Here is a 23,127-nt window from a genome sequence, read left to right as displayed (position 1 = left end):
CTTATAGTGGATACAAGATTCAGCACAACGCTAGCAAGCCATAAACGCAGCGCCATCCAACAAAATCAGAAGACGAGGCCCTACCATGTACAAAGCTTATAGCAACCTGACCCCAGCAACGAATAACCACGCCGCCGTCCAGCACAACTGGCAAGCCGCTCCCGCCACGCCCATGATCAGCATCACGGGTGCGCAACAGAACGAATTGCTGCGTGCCTTGTCGCGCGCCGATCTGGAGCGCCTGTTTTGCCAGCTGGAACTGGTCGCCCTGCCTGCCGGCAAGCACTTGTTCGATTGCGGCGGCAAGATTGAATATACGTATTTCCCCACCAACGCCATCGTTTCCCTGCTGTATGTGATGGAAGACGGCGCCACCACCGAGATCGCCGTCATCGGCCGCGAAGGCGTCGCCGGCGTGGTGCTGTACGAAGCCGAGCGCGCCACCTGCACGGCCATCGTGCAGACGGCTGGCTACGGCTACCGCCTGAAAACGGCCTTCCTGCGCGAAGTGTTCAACGAGGGCGGCGCGCTGGCACAATTGCTGATGCGCTACACCAGCGCCATGTTTGCGCAAATGGCACAGAACGTGGTGGGCGGCCGCCATTGCAGCATCGAGCAGAAACTGTGCCGCTGGCTGCTGGACCGCCTCGACCGTTCCCTGTCGAACGAGCTGAAGGTCACGCAAGACACCATGGCCAACATGCTGGGTGTGCGTCGCGAAAGCGTCACCGTCACGGCCCGCAAGCTGCAGGACGAAGGCTTGATCCAGTACCGCCGCGGCACGGTCGAAGTGTTGGACCGCGAAGGCCTGGAAGCGGCCGCCGGCAATTGCTACAAGGCTGCGCGCGCCGGTTTTGAACAGTTCCGCAGCGGCATCAGCGCACACAATTAAGCAGGGCGCTGGCCAGCGGGCAGGCAAGCGGGTATCGTGGAGACTCCTGACTACCCCGGAGACTGGCCATGAAACTGATCGGCATGCTCGACTCGCCCTATGTGCGCAGGGTCGCCATCTGTTTGCAACTGCAGGGCATTTCCTACGAGCACTTGCCGCTGTCCGTGTTCCGCAACATGGATGCCATACGCGAGATCAACCCCGTCATCAAGGTGCCGACCCTGGTACTGGACGACGGGCAAGTGCTGATGGATTCCACCTTGATCCTCCACTATCTATCGCTGCTGCGCCCGGACACCGCCGTGCCCGCCCTCGCCGACAGCGTGCGCGCATTGCGCCTGACGGGCCTGGCACTGGCCGCCTATGAAAAAGCCGTGCAAATCGTCTACGAACGCAAGCTGCGTCCGCTCGACAAGCAGCACGCGCCATGGCTGGAGCGGGTCGGCATGCAACTGCACGCCGCCTGGACCGCGCTGGAACACGAGTGCGCGCAGCTGCCCCTGCCTGGCGAGACGGGCAGTATCGACCAGGCGGGCGTGACCATTGCCGTCGGCTGGAGCTTCGCCCAGCTGGAAACGCCCGATATCGTCAAGCCGGCCGACTATCCCTGCGTGCACGCCTACACGCGCTCGGCAGAAACCCTGCCCGCCTTCCTGTCCACGCCGCCCGTCTGACGCACGGAGGCTGCACGGAGGCTATTTGCCTGCGCCGCCCGGTCCGGGTGCGGCGATGGCCCCATCGAAGTGCCACCAGAGCGGCCTGAGATCGTCAAATGAGTGGTATGCGGGTGCAAAGGCCGCCCGGGCAGGATAATCGAAACTACCCACCAGCAAGGCCACCGTCGGCGCATCGTCGATGGCGCCGATGGAACTGCCGCACGCGGCGCAAAAGGCCCGGCTCGAATACTCGGAAGAACGGTATGTTGCCGGTGCACCAGCCGTGCCCGTCCAGCGCACTTGATCGCGCGCAAACTCCACCCACGCCACAGTGGGCGCGCCCGTGTGCTGCTGGCAATTGCGGCACGAGCAACTGTGCGGATTGCTGCCCTCGCCTGTCACTTCAAAGCGTACGGCGCCACATAAGCAGCCGCCGGCCTGCACCACATTCTCCATTGCCTCTCCTCGTTTGCACTGTTGCGTACCCGGCCAGCGGGCACGTACCCGGTACAATATTGCCATAAACCCACCCTGGCGCAGTCCGCAGTGCGTGACGCCGGCACTATGAAAGAATGAATGGAAGACATCAATTGCGAAGGCTTGCCGCACATCCGCGTATTGGCAGGCGAAAACACCCACGGTCCCGTGTATGAAACCCTGCCCGCACGCCAGATTGACGAGCACGTCTATGAACTGCTGGCCTCGCCCGGCTTGACCCTGAACCTGGCGCGCGGCGACATCGTCAACATCGCCGACCCGCTCGCCCCCGCCGAAGTATTGAAGCGCGGCGGCAATTTCTGCATCCATATCTACGACGCCGACGACGTGCCGCAAGAAGCTGTGGACCAGCTCGAACGCGACGTGCAAAGCCAGCTGGGCGGCACCATGGACGGCCAGTACAAAGGCAACCTCACCTTCAGCGTGCCGGGCCACCACGGCATCTACAACGTCAACGGCCCCTTCGACGCCTTCCGCACAGCGACGGGCGTGGAATGGTACTTCGCCAATATCTACGTCAACCTCGATGACGACGACGATGAAACCTTGCTCAACTGGTGGGTGGATATGTAATCGCTGCGTACGCACTCACGGCGCGGATTCCTGCCCGTCCTCGCCACCGGCCAGCGCCCCATGTGGCCGGCACCAGACGAACTTGCCCGTGGCCGGCTGGTACAGCAAGGGCCCCTCATCAGACAGGGCCAGCAAGCAAGGCCAGCATGCGACGAGCGCGGCCGGTGTCAACGCGTAGGCGAGTTCTCGGCTGGCCATGAACAAGACGGGTGCCGCCCCGGCAGCCTGAAAGTGGGCAGCAAGAAACGCGGCTACGCATCCCGCCTGCGCAGGGTGCTCGCCAGAAACGGCATCAAACTCGGCCAGCCACTCCGGCCCCGCTATCGTTGGCTGCAGGCGGTGTTCCTCACGCAACTGCATCGGATGCGTTTCAGCGGGATGGGCCGACACATGGCGCGTCCACAGCAGCGCCGTGGCGCGGGGCGTCAGCGCCTGTATCTGCGCCAGCATCTGTGGCGGCACGGAAAAATCGGCATCGAAGAATGCCCAGTCGCGGTCAGGCTGCAGCGGCCGGCCAGCGTCGTCGCCCAAGTCCCCTACGATCGACATATCGCAAGGTAGCGGTCCAGCACCTTGTCCATGCCCTGCTCGATGCACTCGACCACCAGCGCATGGCCGATCGACACTTCCAGGATGCCGGGAATATCCAGGAAACGCGCCAGGTTGTGCAAGTCAAGATCGTGCCCGGCATTCACGCCCAGTCCCAGCGCCTGGGCACGGCGCGCCGCCTGCAGATAGGTATCGAAGACGGCATCGGCCTGCCCGCTGCCATAACTCTCGGCAAACCGTTCCGTGTACAGCTCGACCCGCGCCGCGCCCACTTCGCGCGCCCAGTCCAGCGCCGGGTAGTCGGCATCGACAAACAGGCTGACGCGGATGCCCAGGTCATTCAATTGCGCAATGGCGGGACGCAGCAGCGCCGCATGCCGTTCGATGTCCCAGCCGTGATCGGACGTCAATTGCCCCGGCATATCGGGCACCAGGGTGCATTGCGCCGGACGCGCGCTTTTCACGACCTGCAGAAATTCCGCCGCCGGATATCCCTCCACGTTCAGCTCGCGTCCCCTCTCCGTGCACAGCCGCTGCAATGGCGCAACATCATCGTAGCGCGCATGGCGCTGGTCCGGACGCGGATGCAAGGTGATGCCGGCGGCGCCCAGGTCGAGAAAACGCGCGGAAAATCCGAGCAGATCCGGGAAGTTACGGCCGCGCGAATTGCGCAGCAGCGCGATTTTATTGACGTTGACGGAGAGCTCGGTCATGGGCAGGAATGAAGTGAACGTAACAAGTGTGGCAGCGATTGTAGCGGATCGCCCGCTCAGGCGATGGCCAACCGAACTCGGCGCTACGTGCTACGATGCAAAACAAGTTCCACGCTTTCAACAACATGCCATGAAATACAAATTATTCCTGTTTGACCTCGACGATACCCTGCTCGACTTCAGGGCGTCCGAAAAACGCTCGTTCCTGCACACCATGCACGAACTGGGTTTGCGCGACGGCATCGACGACTTGTTTTCCCAATATCAGGCGATCAACGTGGACCTGTGGAAACGTTTCGAGACGGGTGACGTGAGCAAGGACTTCCTGAAAGTGGAGCGCTTCCGCAAGACGTTTGCACTGAACGCTATCGCCATCGATCCGGAACTGGCCAGCCAGCTGTATCTGGACTCGTTGCCGGACACGGTCGTGCTCATCGACGGCGCCAAACAAGTGTGCGAAACCCTGTCGCGCATCGGCGAAGTGGGCATCATCACCAATGGCGTCGAAGCCATCCAGAACCGCCGCATCGCCGCCTCCGGCCTGGGCGACTACATTTCCTTCGTCGCCACCTCCGAAGCATGCGGCCACGCCAAACCGGACGTGCGCTTCTTCGAATATGCGGCCGACATGGCGCGCGGCTTCAGCAAGGAGACGACCATCATCATCGGCGACCGCCTGGACGCCGATATCCTGGGCGCCAACCGCTACGGCATCGACAGCTGCTGGTTCAACCCGGACAGCATGGCCAATACCTCGGCCGCCATCCCCACCTATGAAGTGGCCAGCCTGGACGACATCGTGCCGGCACTGGACGTGATGCAGATCAACTTGAAACAGGCTTGATCTTCAACAAGGGCTACACCTGAAATACGCCGGCAGCGGCACGAAAACACGCCGCTGTTCGCGTACCATCAGGACTCGTCCATCCTGATGCCTGCCCATGCCTTCCTACAGCATCCTGCTCGTCATCGCGGCCTTGCTCCTGTTCTTTGCCATGCTGGCCGTGCGCGGAAACGCGAAGTCCCGTAAGCCGCTGCGGCTGCACAGAAAACCCGTCATGACGGCGCGCGAGCAGCAGATGTACCACTTGCTGCAGACAGCCTTACCGGAATGCACGGTGCTGGCGCAAGTGGCATTTTCCGCGCTGGTGACTGCAAAGGGATGGGCGAACAGAAACCGTTTCGACCGCAAGGTGGCCGATTTTGTCCTGTGCAGCCAGCAACTGAACGTCATCGCCGTGATCGAGCTCGACGACAGCAGCCACGCCGGCCGCGAACGCCAGGACAGGGAACGCGATGCCATGCTCAGGCTGGCCGGCTATGTGACCTTACGCTATGCCAACTTCCCTACCCAACAAGCGCTGCGCGCCGACATCGAACAGCTGCTGCTGAAAAAAGCGGAAGTCGTATCGGCCTGATTGCACCATCCAAACATCAATCGCGCGTCAGCACTTCCAGCAACTCGATCTCGAAGATCAAATTGGAATGCGGCGGAATCAAGCCCATCTGCCGCTCGCCATACGCCAGCGCCGCCGGCACCCACAGCTTGCGCGTGCCGCCCACCTGCATGCCGTGCAAACCCAGAATCCAGCCCTGGATCACCTTGTTATTGCTCAACACGCACCGAAAAGGCTCGCCCCGCTTGTGCGACGAGTCAAACTCCGTCCCATCTTCCAGCCAGCCCCGGTAGTGGGCCGTGATCAGCGCACCGCGCGCAGCAGCCTTGCCGTTACCCACGACGATATCTTCCATCTTCACTTCAGCCGTCATCTCGTTTCATCCTTCATCAAAGCGCCAAGCCGCGATTGTACGACAGCACGAAAAAAGCCCCAGCAGTTGCCCGCCGGGGCTCATTCTATTGCTGCAAATTCTGGTGGGCCTCCCGTGAGTCGAACACCGCACCAACGGATTATGAGTCCTTATCACAATCCAACTTCAGAGAACAATACCTAACAATACAAGTACTTATCATTAGATTCCTAACTACAAGTGGCTGTTATCTAACTACCCGGTTGAACCTGCGTTGAACCTTCTCAAAACGCTCCTGCATATCGCCATTTTTCCAATCCTGCAAAGCTCAAACTCTTCATCAGTACATCAAAAAATTTTGCACCCACACACCTTTGCTAAATGGACGAACTCAGAGCTCAAAGTAGGCCGTCTACACGCGTCTTTTTTCATGCCAAATTATCCATTATGGGTTTAATCGGGCATACCGCGCATTCGATCATTGAGCTCACGGCGCTGTACAATCCTTGTCAGATGTGGCGTCACGTGATTATCGTAAGTGGCCTTCTGTGAATTGCTGAGCGAGTCATACCCACGATCAATACACTGTTTTGCCACGCCGCAGGCTGCAGAACTCTCGTCAATCCATCCTTCATCTATAGCCTCCTGCAGCAGCTCGTGCAGTTCGTAATCGTAATCCATATTTTCGATCCTTCCGATGTAAATAGCTGCCACTGAGATAAACAAGTGAGGTCAAATTGCTCTTACTCGCTTCCATGATTCAAGAATAAAAAGTGCAGCAGTATGCGAAGCGTGAATAGCCAAACGTGCGTGTCTAGGCTCAAGTCTATATTGCTTTTTCCCAGCCCCGTGAGCAGAACTTGCGTGAGTGCGAAGCGATCCAATTCCTTCCACGACAGCAAAAAGTCCGGTGAGAATAACTTGAAGATCTTGATCTTCGACCAAACTCGGGTCGAATCCAAGATCCTTCCTCACAACGGTCCATATTGGCTTAAGGTCTTGCTTAGGAGGTTTCTCCAGATGACGCTCCTCAATATAAACCTTGCAGATACTCTCTAGGATGTTGCTTGCTGCGGAAACGGCTTCACGTGGATTTGCATCTACATTCGAAAGTGCACGACTAAATTCGTGCTCTACAGCTGGCAAATCATGCTTGCGAATAAACTCATCCAACGTTTTAGAGGGGGCACCTACCGTACCCGTCACAGTTCCGCCTTTAATGTATTGAAAATCGTATCGGGAAAGAGCCTTACTAATTTTTTGCTGATCTGCAGTTTCTAGAGGCACCGGCTTGTCATCGAAGGGCCGCGCTTCCGGTGGCGCTTCTTCCATGTAGCCTTCAATAAGTCGACCTAGTACCTGAAGAGGGTCGGTCTGAACATCGGCATTTATACGACGAAGCCACTCCTGTGCTTTGACTGGCTTACTACCCTCCGGTGGGTCGCCTGGTGCACCAGCATACATAAACAGGTTGTTCATTGAGGCGTGGCTCTCCCGTTCAGCCATAATCTCCGAACAAGCCGCTATAACTGGAGCTGGAATTAATTTTCTCATATTTTTCTACCTGTTACGATGCATTCTGAGTTGAGCGGCCTTCTTAGGCATTTCATACAGAGCATCAAGTGTATGCTCTAGAATTTCGACGGCCAGCTTTAACTCTTCATCGGGAGGTCGTGCCAATTCGTGAACTGCCGAGTTCCCAAGGTATCGATGTTCATGGAGGGTGTCGGCTGAAGATTTAGTCAACAGTCCTTTTTCATGGAGTCCAGCTATTCGGCCACTGAGGTCTGTCTTCCTCAGTATCTGAGTCGCGCCACCCTTCGCGGGACATTCGACAGGGCCATCAACAATTCCTTGTTCGGAACAAATGCCCTCTACCAGAGCCCTTAGTCCAGCCGCACATAAAGTATTGCTCTCGGAATTAAAACAGTCAATTGACTCCGTGTATATCCTGCGCAGGGCCGACGGCACGTTTTGAAACGGTCGGGCGATCAGCCCCCCCTCTTTTCGCAAGGGATAGAGACGCTCAACTACCCCATCCTCTCCAGGTTCTTGATTTTCTGAGAACCAACTTGCGTCGCGGAAGGATACAGTCGAACATCCTTGGCATTCAAGAATCTGATAGTGTTCACTCCAGGATACGTCCCATCCTTCATGTCGATTCCACGCAGACCCTTTTTTGTCAAATGAGACGGCGACAAGCTGACGAGTCAAACGTTTGCATTCAAGACAAAAAACTTTTTTGATCTGCCCCTTGGTTTGATTTTCAGTCGATTCTTCCTTCGATTCATCTTCTACCATGTCTCACCCAAAATATTCAACTGCTACAATTTCAAACGCAACCTCATGCAGCAAAAAATACTGCATGAATAGGCACAAATCTTATAGGCTATTGAGTCGGGCTCAATCAATACGCTGTATGCCAACTATCACCGAAAAACCTAACTTTGTCTCAGCAGTATCAAACTCAAATCGGTCCTGCTTAGTCATATCTACGGACTTTTCCCATACCGCCACTTTCTCCACCGGCGCAACTACAAGAACTCCCTCCTTGTCCAACGTGATCGGCTCTGAATTTACGTTCCTTGCCTTCACTAACACCATAAGATGGCCCTCAACTTCACTCAAACTAACGTTACAACCTATGATGTCATCTACTTTCACCCCCTTCAAACCGCCGTCGGCGGTACGCATTGCATACGTTTGACTACTGTTCATGGAGGTATTCACGCCCGGAAATGACGCTCGGTCTTGACTCTTAACGGCACAATGAGGTATTGCGCGAGGGATTTTCGGCTCTAGCAGGACTTGAGCAGATACAGTGGTAGAAAAAACGGCGCTAAGCAAACTGACGAGGAGGCTCTTGGTGAGATTAGTAGACTTGATCTTCACTATGATTCCATGTGGAAATTAATAATTACACAGTGTAACCCATTATTAAATTCACATCTGCAATTAGATATATCGCCAGTGCTAAATATTCAGTGTCATTAAAGACCAAAATTGCTTTTATGTCTGAGCGATAGCAGCGATAGCAGGGTCAGGTCCGCCATTTAGACACAAGCCCAACCATAGCCGCATTGAGCAACGCAATATAAGGTCGAACGGCAGGCAAAGTACGCAGCACCTCCTATGCACTCCGTACCTCTATAAGATGAAATTAGTGACGAAGCCAGAACAAGCCCATCCGAACGACCAAACCTTGCGGTGATTGTCTCGCGCGTAAAAAAGCCCCAGCAGTTACCCGCCGGGGCTTGTTCTAATATTGCTGAATTCTGGTGGGCCTCCCGTGAGTCGAACACGGCACCAACGGATTATGAGTCCGCTGCTCTAACCAAGCATGAGCTAGAGGCCCGGGGACTGCGGCGTGGCGGCGCTGTTGATGCCCGCCTCGCGCGACCGTTTTGGAAACGGACACGCGAGGATAGGGGTATCAGGGGCGTACGTCAAGCCCTATTGGCTTCTAGTTGCCTTCCAAGAAGCTTTTCAGCTTGTCGGAGCGCGATGGGTGGCGCAGCTTGCGCAGCGCCTTGGCTTCGATCTGGCGGATGCGCTCGCGCGTCACGTCAAATTGCTTGCCCACTTCTTCCAGCGTGTGGTCGGTGGACATCTCGATGCCGAAACGCATGCGCAGCACTTTCGCTTCGCGTGGCGTCAGGGAATCGAGCACGTCCTTGACGACGCCGCGCATCGATGCGTGCAGGGCTGCATCGGCCGGCGCCAGGGTGTTGTTGTCCTCGATGAAGTCGCCCAGGTGGGAATCGTCGTCGTCGCCGATCGGCGTTTCCATCGAGATCGGTTCCTTGGCGATTTTCATGATCTTGCGGATCTTGTCCTCGGGCATCTCCATCTTGATCGCCAAGGTGGCCGGATCGGGCTCCGCGCCCGTTTCCTGCAGGATCTGGCGGGAAATCCGGTTCATCTTGTTGATCGTCTCGATCATGTGCACGGGAATGCGGATCGTGCGCGCCTGGTCGGCGATCGAGCGCGTGATGGCCTGGCGGATCCACCAGGTGGCATACGTGGAGAACTTGTAGCCGCGGCGGTACTCGAACTTGTCGACGGCCTTCATCAGGCCGATATTGCCTTCCTGAATCAGGTCGAGGAATTGCAGGCCCCGGTTCGTGTATTTCTTGGCGATCGAAATGACCAGGCGCAAGTTGGCCTCCGTCATTTCGCGCTTGGCCTTGCGCGCCTTCATTTCACCGGCCGCCATCTGGCGGTTGATGTTGCGCAAGTCCGGCAGCGGCAAGACGACGCGCGCCTGCAAGTCGATCAGGCGCTGCTGCAGTTCCTTGACGGTCGGAATGTTGCGGCCCAGGATGGCGCTGTACGCGTGTCCTGCGTTGACTTCGCCATCGACCCAGTCGAGGTTGGTTTCATTGCCCGGGAAGACCTTGATGAAGTGGGCGCGCGGCATGCCGCAGCGGTTCACCGCCACGTCAAGGATCTGCTTCTCGATATGGCGCACTTCGTCGACCTGGCCGCGCAGGGTGTCGCACAGCTTTTCCACCACCTTGGCCGTGAAGCGGATGCCCAGCAATTCTTGCGAAATGGCTTCCTGCGCCTTGGCGTAGGGTTTCGAGTTGTAGCCTTCTTTTTCGAAGGCGCGGCGCATCTTGTCGAACTGCTGAGAAATGACGGCGAATTTTTCCAGCGCCGTGCGTTTCAGGGTTTCCAGCTGTTCCGCCGAGAAACCGGCGGCGCCCGACGCGCTCGCTTCTTCTTCCTCTTCTTCTTCCTCTTCTTCCGCCTCGCCCTCTTCCTCGTCTTCTTCGACGGGGGCGGCCACGACAGGCGCGGCGACGGGTTCGTTCTCATCGACGAGACCGTCGACGATTTCGTCGATCTTGATCTCTTCGTTGGCGATGCGGTCGGCGGCGGCGATGATTTCGGCGATCGTCACGGGACAGGCGGAAATGGCCTGGATCATGTCTTTCAAGCCATCTTCGATGCGCTTGGCAATCTCGATCTCGCCTTCGCGCGTCAGCAGCTCGACCGAGCCCATTTCACGCATATACATGCGCACGGGGTCGGTGGTGCGGCCAAAGTCGGAATCGACGGTCGACAATGCGGCCTCGGCCGCTGCTTCCGCCTCGTCATCGCTGGTGACGACGGCAACGTTATCGGACAGCAGCAACGTTTCCGCATCGGGCGCGTGCTCGTAGACAGCGATGCCCATGTCATTGAAGGTACCGATGATGCCTTCGATGGCTTCCGGATCGACGATGTTTTCGGGCAAGTGATCGTTGATTTCCGCATATGTGAGGAAACCGCGTTCCTTGCCGAACTTGATCAGGGTCTTGAGTTTCTGGCGCCGGCGCTCGAGTTCTTCCTCGCTCGCTTCCGTGTCGGACGAAAACGCGTCTTTCAGCAGCGCGCGCTCCTTCGCCTTGCGGTCCTTGGCCTTGGCCTTGTCGACGGCCTTCAGCTCGGCCCGCTCGACGGCGTTCAGCGCGGCGACTTCATCATTTTCTGGCTGGAATTCTTTGGGCTTGCGGCCGCGGCGGCCTGGCACTTTTACCGACGGCAAGACATAACCGGACGTATCGATGGCTGCCAGGGTGGCAGCATCGGTGGTCTGGCTGACCACAGGCGGCGCGCTGGTTACGCGGGCTTCTGGCCGGTCGAGCGCCTTTTCGGCTTTCGTGGTAACTTTAGTGGGCTTTGCAGCCGCTTTGGATTCGGGTTTCTTGATTGGCACAGGCGCTTTCGATTACACAACGACTTGCTTTACGGTGGATTAGGATAAAGTTTGCTGCCAGCTCCCTGTCTACCTGCGGGAACCACCATCTTCGAACCTGCCGACTACGCAAATTCGACACTGTTACGTTACTTACACCTCATCGGCCACGATCCGCGGGAAGCGCAGCAATTCCTGTCCACCGGCTGTTGCCAGCCGTCTCGGCAAAAATTCCTGCATCGACCGCGTTGGGAGCGAGAGCCTGGCGCGGCTTGCCAGCGTCTGCGAGCCTTGCCCGCAACGCCGAAAACGCCAGTTGGCCCTGGCTGCCGACACGATCCACCGCGCCGATCAAGAGCCTAACTTACTGAAAACAAATACTATTTACGAAACAGAACTAGCTTGCCAAAGCACACAATACTTAGCATTTAATTATAGCACGCGAAAAATGTTTTTCCAGTGCGCGCCATACCCCCAGAGCAAGGTTATCGATTCACCAACTCGGCATCGCGCTCACGCTCCAGCTCACCTTGCTCCTGCATGATTTCGCGGTAGCGTACACCAATTTTCTCGGATGGCAAACCCGACGCAAACAATTGCTGCAATTCCGCCTTCAAGGCATTCAATTTGATCTCCCGGATGGTGCTCACCAGCCACGACAATTCGCTGTCGTAATCGGATTCCGTGCCGGCCGCGATCTCGCCGATGATCTCGTCGTATTCGCTGCCCAGCTCCTTCAACTGCTGCGCCAGCGCGGCAAAGCTGCCGTGTTCGCCCAGCGCCTGGCCTACGGCCACCAGTTGCCCCAGACTGTGCGCCGCATCGGGCCCCAGGTGCTGGAAGGCGGCCAGGGCAGCCTCGTCGATACGCAGGGTCAAGGGCGGATGCGCCACCAGCATGCGCATGATCTTCAATTCCAGCCCGACAGGAACGGGGCGGCCCGATTTCGGCGGCGCGCGATGCGCTACAGCAACAGGCTTGGCCAGCTCGAACAGCGCTTCGATCTCGGCCGGCGTGGACTGCGTCAGCTGCGCCAGTCCCCGCACGATCTGCAGACGCAAGGACGACGGCGCCATCAGTTGCAGCAGGGGCTTGGCGTCGAACTGCACGCGGGCGCGCCCTTCCGGCTCCGACAGATCATGCTCGCCCGACACTTCCTTGAGCAGGAATTGCGACAGCGGCATGGCTTCATGCACTTGCTGCTCGAAGCCTTCGGCGCCGAATTCGCGGATGTAGCTATCCGGATCGTGTTCCGACGGCAAGAACAGGAATTTGATGGTCTTATTGTCCGACACGTGGGCCAGGCTCGCTTCCAGCGCGCGGCGGGCGGCGCGGCGGCCGGCCTTGTCGCCGTCAAAGCTGAAGATCACGCTATCGGTCTGACGCAGCAGTTTTTGCACGTGGGTGGGCGTGCACGCCGTGCCCAGGGTGGCCACCGCTTGTGGGAAACCCATCTGCGCCAGCGCCACCACGTCCATATAGCCCTCCGTCACCAGCACATAGCCGGCGTCGCGGATGGCCTGGCGCGCCTCGAACAGCCCATATAGTTCGAAACCCTTGGAAAACAAGGGGGTTTCCGGCGAGTTCAGGTATTTCGGTTCGCCATGGTCGAGCACGCGGCCGCCAAAGGCGATGACCTGGCCCTTGGTATTGCGAATCGGAAACATGATGCGTTCGCGGAAACGATCGTAACGCTTGCGGTTATTGCCCTCTTCATCGACCTTGTCGATCACCAGGCCCGCTTCGGCCAGGGCCACCACGTCGTAATCGGGGAAGACGGAGCGCAGGTTGTCCCAGCCGCCGGGCGCGAAACCCATGCCGAAGCGAGCGGCCACTTCGCCCGTCAAGCCCCGGTTTTTGAGGTAGGCGATGGCTTCCGGCGCGTGGCGCAATTGCCCGCGGTAATAATCGCAAGCCTGCGTCATGGCGTCGGACAGGGCCAGGCTTTGCGCCTGGATCTGCGCGCGCTGGGCCGGCGGAATCTTGTCGTCCGCTTCCGGCACGACCATGCCCACGTTCTGCGCCAGGTCCTTGACGGCATCGACAAAGCCCATGCCCGAGTATTCGATCAGGAAGCCGATCGAGGTGCCATGCGCGCCACAGCCGAAACAATGATAGAACTGCTTGGTGGGGCTGACGGTAAAGCTGGGCGATTTTTCACTGTGGAACGGGCACAAGCCCATGAAATTGGCGCCACCTTTTTTCAGTTGCACATAGCGGCCCACGACATCGACGATATCGACGCGGTTGAGCAAATCGGAAATGAAGGATTGAGGTATCACTGGCTAGGGCGGGTCTTGTTATAGGTCAGACTATACTACCGCACGTGGCCGGAGGTTGAGCCAGGTCAACGTGTGGGCTGTTAACAGGCTGCCAGCGCGACGACTGGCAGCCCTTGCTACTATTGTATGCTTACGCTGCCGGCGTCAAGGCTTTCTTGACCAGGGCGGAAACAACGGTCATGTCGGCGCGGCCCGCCAGCTTCGGCTTGACGATGGCCATGACCTTGCCCATGTCTTGCGGACCGGCGGCGCCCGAGGCGGCCACGGCAGCAGCCACTTCGGCCGCCACTTCGTCTTCCGACAGACCCGCAGGCATGTAGCCGATCAGGTGCACCAGCTCGGCTTTTTCGATGTCGGCCAGGTCGGCACGGCCGCCGGCCTCGAACTGGGTGATCGAATCCTTGCGCTGCTTGATCATCTTTTCCACGATGGCCGTCACGTGGGCATCCGTCAATTCGATGCGCTCGTCGACTTCCTTGCGCTTGATTTCCGCCAGCAACAGGCGAATCGTGCCCAGCTTGCCCGCTTCCTTGGCGCGCATGGCGTTTTTCATGTCTTCGGTAATTTGTTCTTTCAAGCTCATGGCAATCCTCGTGTTGGTAAGTGGGGCTCGATGCTGATGTGCGCAGACTAAGAGTACCTGACATAAGCTACTGCGCGTCGCGATTTGCGGCCTCCGATGCTCACTGTGCATTCGCACAGCTGCGCTTCTCAGCCGCAACTCACTGCCGCTCGCTACGGTTCTGCCAGGTACTCCAGGCAGGCAGCCACAAAAGCGAAAACCCGCTGCGGCGAACCGGAGCGGGTATGCGACTCATCTGAAGTATCACTCCAGGCGAATCAAAACAAAACCCGTGGCGAACAATGCGCCGAACTACCCGGGTTGGTTCTGACTGAACAGTCTTAGAATAATTTTTTCGGCAGTTGTTGGCTGCGGATGCGTTTGTAATGACGCTTGACAGCAGCTGCCAGCTTGCGCTTGCGCTCAGCTGTTGGCTTTTCGTAGAATTCGCGAGCGCGCAATTCGGTCAGCAGACCCGTTTTTTCGATGGTGCGTTTGAAGCGACGCATTGCGACTTCGAACGGCTCGTTTTCTTTAAGGCGAATAGTGGTCATGTAAAATTCAAACCGTTGAGGTGGTGTATAGGAAGAGATAGATAGTAGCAGCTTTTATTCGGAAAGGGAAGCCCCTCCCCCACTTGCGTGCGGCATGCAGCCTGCGATCACTGCCGGAATGTGGCGTAAACCACGCACCGGGGCCGGCGCACCGGGCGCCAGAACCCCATCCTACAGATTTGCTTACTGCAAGGCAATACCTGCCGCCACGCCGGAAGCCCAGGCCCACTGGAAGTTGTAGCCGCCCAGCCAGCCCGTCACATCGACCGATTCGCCGATGAAATACAGGCCCGGCACTTTATTTGCCATCATGGTCTGCTGCGACAGCTCGCGCGTATCGATGCCGCCGCGCGTCACTTCGGCCTTGCGGTAACCTTCGGAGCCGTTCGGCACGATGGACCAGGCATTGATGGCCTGCCCCAGCTTGCGCAGCTGGGCGTCGGGCATGTCGGCGATGCGCGCGTCAGGCGCCAGGCCGTTGACGGCCAGCAAGCAGTCCGCCAGGCGCTGCGGCAGCCATTGCGCCACGATATTGCCCAGCTGTTTCTTCAGGGTGCCCTTGCCTTCGATCAAGGTCTGCGCCACGTCCACTTCCGGCAGCAGGTTGATGACGATGGGCGTGCCGGGCAGCCAATAGCTGGAAATCTGCAGAATCGCCGGACCCGACAGGCCGCGGTGCGTGAACAGCAAGTCTTCGCGGAAACGCGCGCCCGTGGCCTTGCGGCCTTTCAGGCTGCCCGTCTCCACGTCCACTTCCAGGGCGATGCCGGACAGTTCCGCGAACGGCGCCCAGCTGGCCGGATCGAACGTCAGCGGCACCAGGGCCGGACGGGGCTCGACCATCATCAAATCGAATTGTTTGGCGATGCGGTAGGCGAAATCCGTGGCGCCGATCTTCGGAATCGACAGGCCGCCCGTGGCGATGACGATGCTGGCCGTCTCGATGTCGCCGCTATCCGTCTGCAGCACGAAGCCGCCGTCTGCTTGCTGGGCAACATTGTCGATCTTGCACGGCATGCGCCAGTGCACGCCGCCAGCGGCGCACTCGTCCTTGAGCATGTCGATGATCTGCTCGGCCGATTCATTGCAAAATTGCTGGCCCTTGTGCTTTTCGTGGTAGCCGATCCGGTATTTTTTCACCAGCGCGAGGAAATCCTGCGGCGTGTAGCGCGACAGCGCGCTCTTGCAGAAATGCGGGTTTTCCGAGAGGAAATTTTGTGGCGCGGCGTTAATATTAGTGAAATTACACCGCCCACCACCCGAGATGCGGATCTTTTCGGCCAGCTTGGCCGCGTGATCGATCAACACCACGCGCTTGCCTTGCTGGGCGGCAACAGCCGCACACATCATGCCGGCCGCGCCCGCGCCGATCACTGCCACATCAAATTGTTTTGCCATAAGAATTCCGGTCACCGCTGATTACAAAGACGCCATTGTAAACTGCGGCGGCGCGGCTAGCGCGGCCGTGCTGCAATCTGCCGCGACGCCATCAGGCATTGCGCCACCTGCTCGGCGATCGATGGCGGCACGGGCACCTCGCCGCGCAGCACGGCGGCGATCCAGTCGGCCGTGGTGGCCGCATCGCGCTCGGCCGGCAAGTGCGGCAACTCGTCCACCAGCAGCTGCTTTTCCACCAGCACCGTGCGTTCGCCGCCATGGAACCAGTCGATCTGCTGCGCCTTGTTGGCATTGGCCACCGTCTCGCCTTCCGTGCCCCGCATCAGGAACGCGTCGCCGCGCGCCGGCGGCGACGCCGCCAGGAAATATTCGCCGAGCATTTCCAGGTATTCCGGATGCGTGTACGACACCAGCCGCAGCGCGGGGCCCGCGAACGGCTGCATGATTTTCACCAGGGTGTGCGTGGAATTGCGCACGCCCAGCACGCGCCGCAGGGACAGCATGTACGCCAGGCGCGGCGCCAGCGCTGCGATGGGCAGGAAGGCCACTTCCCCGCGTGCCATGGCGGCCTCGGCCTGCGCATGGTCCGGCGAGGCCGGCACGCCCAGCGCAGCCAGCACTTCGGCCGTCGTGATGCGGCCCGGGTCGCTGGTGACACCATGCACGAGCACGGGCGCGCCCGCGCGCGCCAGCAGCAGCGCCAGCAGGGCCGTCAGGTTGGCCATCTTGCGCGCGCCGTTGTAGCTGGGAATGATGATGGGCGCGAACTCGCCGACCGGCGCGGCCAGCGGGACGAACGACGCTTCGGCCGCGTCGAGGAAGCCGGCGATTTCCTCGACGGACTCGCCTTTGATGCGCATCGACAACAAAATGCCGCCCAGCTCCAGGTCCGACACGCGGCCCTCGAGCATGGCGCGGTACAGGGCGCCGGCGTCGTCGCGCGTCATGCTGCGCGCGCCGTTCTTGCCGCGTCCTATTTCCTTGATGAAACGCGCGGCGGGAAATGGCTCGCCGGCCACGTCGGTATGGGGTATGGAAACAGTAGTCATGGCGCCAGCTTACACGGATTTTTCCCCATGCAGACGGCCTGGCGGCAGCAAAATGCGCCAATGCAACAGTCCGCCAGAAAAATATTTCCTCTCGAAATATGCATCGCGTTGAATCCAGCCATGCCACCGCTGCGTATATCCATACACAGGAGGACTCATCATGGAACACGCGACCAAACAGGAAAGCGCCTTCGTCGGCATCGAAACGAGCAAGCTGTTGCTCAAGGCCGTACTGATCTCGGGCGGCGAGGTGCTGTGCAAGGTGCTGGAAAACGACCTGGCCGGCTACCGCTGGCTGCGCAGCTGGCTGCAAAGGAACGACGTGCCCGTCATGGGCTTGCGCGTCTGCATGCGCCTGGACGATCCGTACAGCGAGGTGGCCGCCCGCGTGCTGGCCGACATGGGCATGCTGGTGTGCGATGCCGAGCCGGGTCCGCTGGAAGCGTATGCGCGCGGCTGCGGCTTGCCTAGCGGCGCGGTGCGCGGCGCCGTGGTGCTGGCGCAGTATTGCGCCGCGACACGCCCTGCCCCCTGGACGCCGCCGTCGGCCGCCTACGTGGAACTGCGCCTGTGGCTGCGCCGCCTGCAAGCCGTGCGGCAATTGCGCAAGCAGGAGATGCTGCGGCTGGAAGACCATTTCCATGCGGGACAGATTGCACTGCATCAATTGCTGCGCCAGCAGATCGCCTGCCTGGATGCGCAGATACGCCAGCACGAAACGGCCATCCTCGCGCACGTGCGGCGCCACCCCGGCCTGCCCAGGCCGCCTGAGCTGGCCGACAACTACCAGCGCATCGCCCGCTACACCTTTGGCGCCAGCCTGGCCGGCGGCCATTGAACAGCTGATTAATGGGGGCCGGCAGCGTGCCGGCCCTGCCATAAAAACAACTCATCCATTCCCGTTTTACCCCCGTCCCCGCCGCCAGCCCGCATTTCCGCTACACTATTGCCTCTTAAAGAACGCAATAGCGAAAGCCTAGCCAGAATCATGAATACGCCAGACATCGAAAATATCAACGTCACCTCCTTCGCGCCCATGCCGACGCCGGCCGAACTGCACGCCAAGCTGCCCCTGTCGGAAAGCGCCTTCGACACCGTCAGCCGCGGCCGCGAAGCGCTGCGCAACATCATCGACCGCAAGGACCAGCGCCTGTTCGTCGTCGTCGGTCCCTGCTCCATCCACGACCCCGTCGCCGGCCTCGATTACGCGCGCCGCCTGAAAGCACTGCAAGAGGAAGTCAAGGACACGATGCTGCTGGTGATGCGCGTGTATTTCGAAAAACCGCGTACCACCACGGGCTGGAAAGGCTATATCAACGACCCGTACATGGACGACTCGTTCAAGGTCAACGAAGGCATGGAAAAGGCGCGCCAGTTCCTGCTCGACGTGTGCGAACTGGGCCTGCCCACCGCCACCGAGGCGCTGGACCCCATCTCGCCGCAATACCTGGGCGACCTGATCGCCTGGACGGCCATCGGCGCGCGCACCACGGAATCGCAGACGCACCGCGAAATGTCGTCGGGCCTGTCGACGCCCGTCGGCTTCAAGAACGGCACCGATGGCGACATCAGCATCGCCGTCAACGCCATCCTGTCGTCGGCGCATCCGCACTCTTTCCTGGGCATTAACGGCGAAGGCAATGTGGCCATCGTGCGCACGCGCGGCAACGCGTACGGCCACGTGGTGCTGCGCGGCGGCGACGGCCGCCCGAACTACGATTCGGTCTCGATCGCCATCGCCGAACAGGCGCTGGCCAAGGCCAAGCTGCCGGCCAACCTGGTGGTCGACTGCTCGCACGCGAACAGCTACAAGAAGCCGGAACTGCAACCGCTGGTGATGGCCGATGTGGTCAACCAGATCCGCCAGGGCAACCGCTCGCTGGTGGGCGTGATGATCGAATCGAACATCGTCGGCGGCAACCAGAAGATCCCGCAAGACCTGTCGCAACTGACCTACGGCTGCTCCGTCACCGACGGCTGCATCGACTGGGACACGACGGCTACCATGCTGCGCGATGCGCATGCGCATTTGTTAAACCGCCCGGCATAAGCCTCTCGCGGATACGAAAAACGGCGCCTTGTGCGCCGTTTTTTTCCTCACCCTGCCATCTGCACATGCGGCAACACGGCAAACGATCCCGCCAGCGCCTGTTCGGCCTTGCTGGCCGGGATATTGAGTTCATTGACATCCAGGTAGACGCGCCCATCGAGGATGCGCACGGCGTACAGGCGCGCCATGCCCTGCACGGGCGCCACCAGGCGGCCCGAATCGAGCTCGATGATCCAGCTGTTCTTGGGCCCCATCAGGTTCTTCTCCATCAGCACCCCGTGCGCCAGCGGGCCGCCCAGGCAGGGCACCGTGTCGAGCAAGGCGTACACCGTGTCATCCAGCGCGCGGAACAGCGCCACGCCCGGCAAGTCCTGCCACGCCAGGCCCCGCTGCACCATGCGCGCGCCGGCCAGCGGCATGTCCTTCAGGCGGCATATCATTTTCCATTGTTCTGGCATCGCGGACTCCCGTGAAAAAGGCACATGCCTGTCTAAGCAAGAGCGGTGCCAGTGCCGCTGCGGGCAGGGAAAGGGCGAAATCCGCGAAAAAACCCGGGCAAAACGGCACCGTAGCGCACTGCGCGAGTGCACACTGCCGCCGAAATGGTGCGCCCGCCGCACGGTGGACTGCCCGGCTTTCCTTTACAATGGCGGATTACTCCTCCCTATTTAGCACCTTCATGATTGTTCTTGGCGTCGAATCCTCCTGTGACGAAACCGGCCTGGCCTTGTACGACACGCAACGCGGCCTGCTGTCGCACGCCCTCTATTCGCAAGTAGCCATGCACGAGCAATATGGCGGCGTGGTGCCGGAACTGGCGTCGCGCGACCATATCCGCCGCGCCATCCCGCTGCTCGCTGAAACCCTGGCCAAGGCCGGCATCACCCTGCCCGAGATCGACGCCATCGCCTACACGCAGGGACCGGGACTGGCCGGCGCGCTGCTGGTGGGGTCGTCCGTCGCCTGCAGCCTGGGCCTGGCCATCAACAAGCCCGTGCTGGGCATCCACCACCTGGAAGGCCATCTGCTGTCGCCGCTGCTGGCGTCGGAACCGCCGGAATTCCCGTTCATCGCGCTGCTGGTATCGGGCGGCCACACGCAGCTGATGCGCGTCGATGGCGTGGGCCAGTACACGATGCTGGGCGAAACCCTGGACGATGCAGCCGGCGAGGCATTCGACAAGTCGGCCAAACTGCTGGGACTGGGCTATCCGGGCGGCCCCGCCATTTCGCGCCTGGCCGAATTCGGCGATCCGCTCGCCTACAAGCTGCCGCGCCCCATGCTGCACTCGAAGGATTTCAACTTCAGCTTTTCGGGGCTGAAGACGGCCGTGCTGACGGTGGTGAAGAACCATGAAGAAAAAGTCATCGCCAATATCTGCGAGCAGGACAAGGCGAACATCGCGCGCGGCTTCGTCGACGCCATCGTCGACGTGCTGACGGCCAAATGCGTGTCCGCCCTCAAGCACACGGGCCTGAAACGCCTGGTAATCGCCGGCGGCGTGGGCGCCAACGCGCAATTGCGCGCCTCGCTCAACGCGGCGGCCGCCAAGAAGCGCTTCAAAGTGTATTACCCAGAGCTGGAATTCTGTACCGATAACGGCGCCATGATCGCCTTTGCCGGCGCCATGCGCCTGCAGATCAACCCGCAGGCGGCCAAGCACGATTACTCGTTCAATGTGCGCCCGCGCTGGCCGCTGGACGAGATCCGCGAAGTCTGATCCCCGCCGCTCACGCCAGCAGGAAATTGCGCCCGCCCGCCAGGGCCGCGCCCTCTTCCACCGTTTCATCCTTCAAGTCCACGCCCGACAACTGCCGCCGGAACGCCTGCGCCAGCAGGTAGTGCAGCCGGTACGCGGCCGGCGCATACGCCAGGCCTTGCGGACGCACGTTCGAAATGCAGTTGCGGCGCTCGTCCAGCAAGCCCACTGTCGGCGCCCACGTCAGGTACAGGCCCAGGCTGTCGGGGGAACTCAGGCCCGGCCGCTCGCCGATCAGCACCAGCACGGCGCGCGCCTTCAGCAACGCCCCCACCTCGTCGCCCACCGCCACCCGTCCCTGCGCCACGATGTGCAGCGGCGACAGCGTCCACGCTTCCAGCGCCAGCCGTGCGCGCAAGGCGGCCAGGAAGGGCGCCGCGTGGCGCTGCACGGCCAGCGCCGACAGGCCGTCGGCCGCCACCAGCGCCAGATCCACGCCCGTTACACCAGCAGCCAGCCGCGCGCGCGAAGCGTCGTCGAGCCGGCGCCCCAGGTCGGGCCGCTGCAGGTAGACGGCGCGCGTGGCAGCGGCGCTGTGCAGCTGCATGCTGGCCAGCCCCTGTTCCGCCAGCACCCGCGCCAGGGCCTCGCCATCGAGGGCCAGGTGCACGGCGTCACGCGCCTGCGCGTGGGCCAGCTGGAAGGCCAGCTGCGCGCGGGTGGGCACGCTCACGCCGCGGCGTCCCAGCGCGATGCGCGCCGCCGTATGCGTGCGCAGCGCCTGCCACGGCTTGTTCTCGTCCATGCATCCTCCCTAGTCGTCCAGGCGCAGCAGGGCCGCCTGGAAGGCGGGCGCCAGCGCGGTGCGCAACAGGCCCTGCGCATCCGTAATCTGCATGCGCGCCAGCCAGGCCTCGAATTCGGGCGCAGGACGCAGGCCCAGCACGCGGCGCGCATACAGGGCGTCGTGGAACGAGGTGCTCTGGTAGCCGAGCATGATGTCGTCCGCGCCCGGCACGCCCATGATGAAATTGCAGCCGGCCACGCCCAGCATGGTCAGCAAGGCGTCCATGTCGTCCTGGTCCGCTTCCGCGTGGTTGGTGTAGCACACGTCGCAGCCCATGGGCAGTCCCAGCAGCTTGGCGCAGAAATGGTCTTCCAGCCCCGCGCGCAGGATCTGCTTGCCGTCGTACAGGTACTCGGGGCCGATGAAGCCCACCACGGAATTGACCAGCAGCGGCTGGAACGCGCGCGCCACCGCATATGCGCGCGCCTCGCACGTCTGCTGGTCCATGCCGTGGTGGGCGCCCGCCGACAGCGCGCTGCCCTGGCCCGTCTCGAAATACATGACATTGCGGCCCACCGTGCCGCGCCCCAGCGACAGGGCCGCCGCCCGCCCCTCGGCCAGCAGGGACAAATCGATGCCGAAGCTGCGGTTGGCCGCCTGCGTGCCCGCCACCGACTGGAACACCAGGTCGACGGGCGCGCCGCGGCGTATCGCTTCGAGCGTATTGGTGATGTGCGTGAGCACGCACGACTGCGTGGGAATCTGATATTGATCGATGACGGCGTCGAGCAGCTGCAGCAGCGCCACCACCTGCGCCACATTGTCGGTGGCGGGATTGATGCCGATCACGGCGTCGCCGCTGCCCAGCAGCAGGCCATCGAGCATGGACGCGGCAATGCCCGTGGCGTCATCGGTGGGATGGTTCGGCTGCAGCCGCGTGGACAGGCGCCCCGCCAGGCCCAGTGTATTGCGGAAGGCCGTGACGGCCTGGCATTTGCGGGCCACCAGCACCAGGTCCTGCAAGCGCATGATTTTTGAGACGGCGGCCGCCATCTCGGGCGTGATGCCGGCGGCGACCTCGGACAGCGTTTGCGTATCCGCCGCGTCGTCGAGCAGCCAGTCGCGGAAATCGCCCACGCACAGGTGGGAAAGGGGCGCAAACGCGGCACGGTCATGCGAATCGATGATCAGGCGCGTGACTTCATCGTCTTCATACGGCACCAGCGCCTCATTGAGGAAGGCCGGCAGCGGCACATCCGCCAGCGCCAGCTGCGCCGCCACCCGCTCCCGCGCGCTGGCGGCCGCCACGCCCGCCAGCACATCGCCCGAACGCAGCGGCGTGGCCTTCGCCAGCAGTTCCTTCAGGCTGGCGAACGCATAGGTATGGCTGTCTATCGTATGGCTGAAGCGGGGCATAGATTGAACTCCAATGC

At 60.8% G+C, this 23,127-nt stretch carries 25 protein-coding genes and 1 tRNA gene; 8 read left to right on the top strand and 18 right to left on the bottom strand.

Features of this window, described 5'->3' with window-relative positions:
* Positions 1-172: 172 nt before the first annotated feature.
* Both VPH41_RS03145 and VPH41_RS03140 read left to right on the top strand, forming a co-directional pair.
* Positions 173-892 carry a Crp/Fnr family transcriptional regulator gene (locus VPH41_RS03145; RefSeq protein WP_035828139.1) on the top strand — a complete coding sequence of 240 codons (720 nt, stop codon included), beginning with the start codon at positions 173-175 and terminating at the stop codon, positions 890-892.
* Between the two features lie 68 nt (positions 893-960).
* Positions 961-1,566 (top strand): glutathione S-transferase, encoded by a 606-nt coding sequence (locus VPH41_RS03140; protein ID WP_328568933.1) that lies wholly within the window; start codon positions 961-963, stop codon positions 1,564-1,566.
* A 21-nt stretch (positions 1,567-1,587) separates the two neighbouring features.
* Here the strand turns inward: VPH41_RS03140 and VPH41_RS03135 are convergent, their stop codons facing one another.
* The gene (locus VPH41_RS03135) at positions 1,588-2,004 is read right to left on the bottom strand and encodes a GFA family protein (RefSeq protein WP_328568932.1); all 417 of its coding nucleotides are present in this window, start codon (positions 2,002-2,004) and stop codon (positions 1,588-1,590) included.
* A gap of 120 nt (positions 2,005-2,124) precedes the next feature.
* On the opposite strand from VPH41_RS03135, the gene VPH41_RS03130 reads away from it, so the two are divergent.
* Positions 2,125-2,619: a DUF4265 domain-containing protein gene (locus tag VPH41_RS03130; RefSeq protein ID WP_287775118.1), complete on the top strand. Its 495-nt coding sequence runs from the start codon at positions 2,125-2,127 to the stop codon at positions 2,617-2,619.
* Between the two features lie 15 nt (positions 2,620-2,634).
* Here VPH41_RS03130 and VPH41_RS03125 read toward each other — a convergent pair whose 3' ends face one another.
* Both VPH41_RS03125 and VPH41_RS03120 read right to left on the bottom strand, forming a co-directional pair.
* Positions 2,635-3,168: a DUF2947 family protein gene (locus VPH41_RS03125; protein ID WP_328568931.1), complete on the bottom strand. Its 534-nt coding sequence runs from the start codon at positions 3,166-3,168 to the stop codon at positions 2,635-2,637.
* Entirely contained in the window at positions 3,156-3,881 is a 726-nt protein-coding gene (locus tag VPH41_RS03120) for a pyridoxine 5'-phosphate synthase (RefSeq protein WP_328568930.1), read from the bottom strand. The genes VPH41_RS03125 and VPH41_RS03120 overlap by 13 nt, the downstream gene beginning before the upstream one ends.
* Positions 3,882-4,011: 130 nt before the next feature.
* Here VPH41_RS03120 and VPH41_RS03115 point away from each other — a divergent pair, with 130 nt between their 5' ends.
* Together VPH41_RS03115 and VPH41_RS03110 are read left to right on the top strand one after the other, a co-directional pair.
* Positions 4,012-4,725, top strand: a complete 714-nt coding sequence (locus tag VPH41_RS03115; protein ID WP_328568929.1) for a YjjG family noncanonical pyrimidine nucleotidase — start codon at positions 4,012-4,014, stop codon at positions 4,723-4,725.
* A 97-nt stretch (positions 4,726-4,822) separates the two neighbouring features.
* On the top strand, positions 4,823-5,299 hold the full coding sequence (locus VPH41_RS03110; protein ID WP_328568928.1) for a DUF2726 domain-containing protein: 477 nt from the start codon (positions 4,823-4,825) through the stop codon (positions 5,297-5,299).
* A 16-nt stretch (positions 5,300-5,315) separates the two neighbouring features.
* Here VPH41_RS03110 and VPH41_RS03105 read toward each other — a convergent pair whose 3' ends face one another.
* From VPH41_RS03105 to ybiB, 12 genes are all read right to left on the bottom strand, one after another.
* Positions 5,316-5,651 carry an FKBP-type peptidyl-prolyl cis-trans isomerase gene (locus tag VPH41_RS03105; protein WP_328568927.1) on the bottom strand — a complete coding sequence of 112 codons (336 nt, stop codon included), beginning with the start codon at positions 5,649-5,651 and terminating at the stop codon, positions 5,316-5,318.
* Positions 5,652-6,083: 432 nt separating this feature from the next.
* A complete protein-coding gene (locus VPH41_RS03100; RefSeq protein WP_328568926.1) occupies positions 6,084-6,311 on the bottom strand; it encodes a hypothetical protein in 228 nt (75 codons plus the stop codon).
* 51 nt (positions 6,312-6,362) lie between these two features.
* The gene (locus tag VPH41_RS03095; protein WP_328568925.1) at positions 6,363-7,184 is read right to left on the bottom strand and encodes an abortive infection family protein; all 822 of its coding nucleotides are present in this window, start codon (positions 7,182-7,184) and stop codon (positions 6,363-6,365) included.
* A 6-nt stretch (positions 7,185-7,190) separates the two neighbouring features.
* Positions 7,191-7,931, bottom strand: a complete 741-nt coding sequence (locus VPH41_RS03090; RefSeq protein WP_328568924.1) for a DUF4145 domain-containing protein — start codon at positions 7,929-7,931, stop codon at positions 7,191-7,193.
* 102 nt (positions 7,932-8,033) lie between these two features.
* Positions 8,034-8,348 carry a hypothetical protein gene (locus tag VPH41_RS03085; protein WP_328568923.1) on the bottom strand — a complete coding sequence of 105 codons (315 nt, stop codon included), beginning with the start codon at positions 8,346-8,348 and terminating at the stop codon, positions 8,034-8,036.
* Positions 8,349-8,906: 558 nt separating this feature from the next.
* A tRNA-Ile gene (locus VPH41_RS03080) sits at positions 8,907-8,985 on the bottom strand.
* 108 nt (positions 8,986-9,093) lie between these two features.
* The gene (gene rpoD, locus VPH41_RS03075; protein WP_092796101.1) at positions 9,094-11,334 is read right to left on the bottom strand and encodes an RNA polymerase sigma factor RpoD; all 2,241 of its coding nucleotides are present in this window, start codon (positions 11,332-11,334) and stop codon (positions 9,094-9,096) included.
* A gap of 464 nt (positions 11,335-11,798) precedes the next feature.
* Positions 11,799-13,595 (bottom strand): DNA primase, encoded by a 1,797-nt coding sequence (gene dnaG / locus VPH41_RS03070; RefSeq protein WP_152256679.1) that lies wholly within the window; start codon positions 13,593-13,595, stop codon positions 11,799-11,801.
* A 130-nt stretch (positions 13,596-13,725) separates the two neighbouring features.
* Entirely contained in the window at positions 13,726-14,178 is a 453-nt protein-coding gene (locus VPH41_RS03065) for a GatB/YqeY domain-containing protein (protein WP_152256678.1), read from the bottom strand.
* Between the two features lie 320 nt (positions 14,179-14,498).
* A complete protein-coding gene (gene rpsU / locus VPH41_RS03060) occupies positions 14,499-14,711 on the bottom strand; it encodes a 30S ribosomal protein S21 (RefSeq protein WP_008451879.1) in 213 nt (70 codons plus the stop codon).
* A gap of 183 nt (positions 14,712-14,894) precedes the next feature.
* A complete protein-coding gene (locus VPH41_RS03055; protein WP_328568922.1) occupies positions 14,895-16,109 on the bottom strand; it encodes an NAD(P)/FAD-dependent oxidoreductase in 1,215 nt (404 codons plus the stop codon).
* 56 nt (positions 16,110-16,165) lie between these two features.
* The gene (gene ybiB, locus VPH41_RS03050; RefSeq protein WP_328568921.1) at positions 16,166-17,158 is read right to left on the bottom strand and encodes a DNA-binding protein YbiB; all 993 of its coding nucleotides are present in this window, start codon (positions 17,156-17,158) and stop codon (positions 16,166-16,168) included.
* Between the two features lie 160 nt (positions 17,159-17,318).
* Between ybiB and VPH41_RS03045 the strand changes: the two genes are divergently transcribed.
* Together VPH41_RS03045 and VPH41_RS03040 are read left to right on the top strand one after the other, a co-directional pair.
* The gene (locus VPH41_RS03045) at positions 17,319-17,996 is read left to right on the top strand and encodes a hypothetical protein (protein ID WP_328568920.1); all 678 of its coding nucleotides are present in this window, start codon (positions 17,319-17,321) and stop codon (positions 17,994-17,996) included.
* A 150-nt stretch (positions 17,997-18,146) separates the two neighbouring features.
* On the top strand, positions 18,147-19,208 hold the full coding sequence (locus tag VPH41_RS03040; protein WP_099666639.1) for a 3-deoxy-7-phosphoheptulonate synthase: 1,062 nt from the start codon (positions 18,147-18,149) through the stop codon (positions 19,206-19,208).
* A gap of 47 nt (positions 19,209-19,255) precedes the next feature.
* Here the strand turns inward: VPH41_RS03040 and VPH41_RS03035 are convergent, their stop codons facing one another.
* Positions 19,256-19,666 carry a nitrite reductase (NAD(P)H) small subunit gene (locus VPH41_RS03035; RefSeq protein WP_328568919.1) on the bottom strand — a complete coding sequence of 137 codons (411 nt, stop codon included), beginning with the start codon at positions 19,664-19,666 and terminating at the stop codon, positions 19,256-19,258.
* 221 nt (positions 19,667-19,887) lie between these two features.
* On the opposite strand from VPH41_RS03035, the gene tsaD reads away from it, so the two are divergent.
* Positions 19,888-20,928, top strand: a complete 1,041-nt coding sequence (gene tsaD / locus VPH41_RS03030) for a tRNA (adenosine(37)-N6)-threonylcarbamoyltransferase complex transferase subunit TsaD (RefSeq protein ID WP_328568918.1) — start codon at positions 19,888-19,890, stop codon at positions 20,926-20,928.
* Positions 20,929-20,938: 10 nt separating this feature from the next.
* Here tsaD and eutC read toward each other — a convergent pair whose 3' ends face one another.
* Both eutC and VPH41_RS03020 read right to left on the bottom strand, forming a co-directional pair.
* Positions 20,939-21,712, bottom strand: coding sequence for an ethanolamine ammonia-lyase subunit EutC (eutC, locus tag VPH41_RS03025; protein WP_328568917.1), 774 nt, complete (start codon positions 21,710-21,712; stop codon positions 20,939-20,941).
* Positions 21,713-21,721: 9 nt separating this feature from the next.
* Positions 21,722-23,110, bottom strand: a complete 1,389-nt coding sequence (locus VPH41_RS03020; protein WP_328568916.1) for an ethanolamine ammonia-lyase subunit EutB — start codon at positions 23,108-23,110, stop codon at positions 21,722-21,724.
* Positions 23,111-23,127 lie beyond the last annotated feature (17 nt).

It is taken from the genome of Janthinobacterium sp. P210006 (assembly GCF_036231885.1).
GTDB lineage: Bacteria > Pseudomonadota > Gammaproteobacteria > Burkholderiales > Burkholderiaceae_D > Janthinobacterium > Janthinobacterium violaceinigrum.
This window is presented reverse-complemented; position numbering and strand designations above follow the sequence as displayed.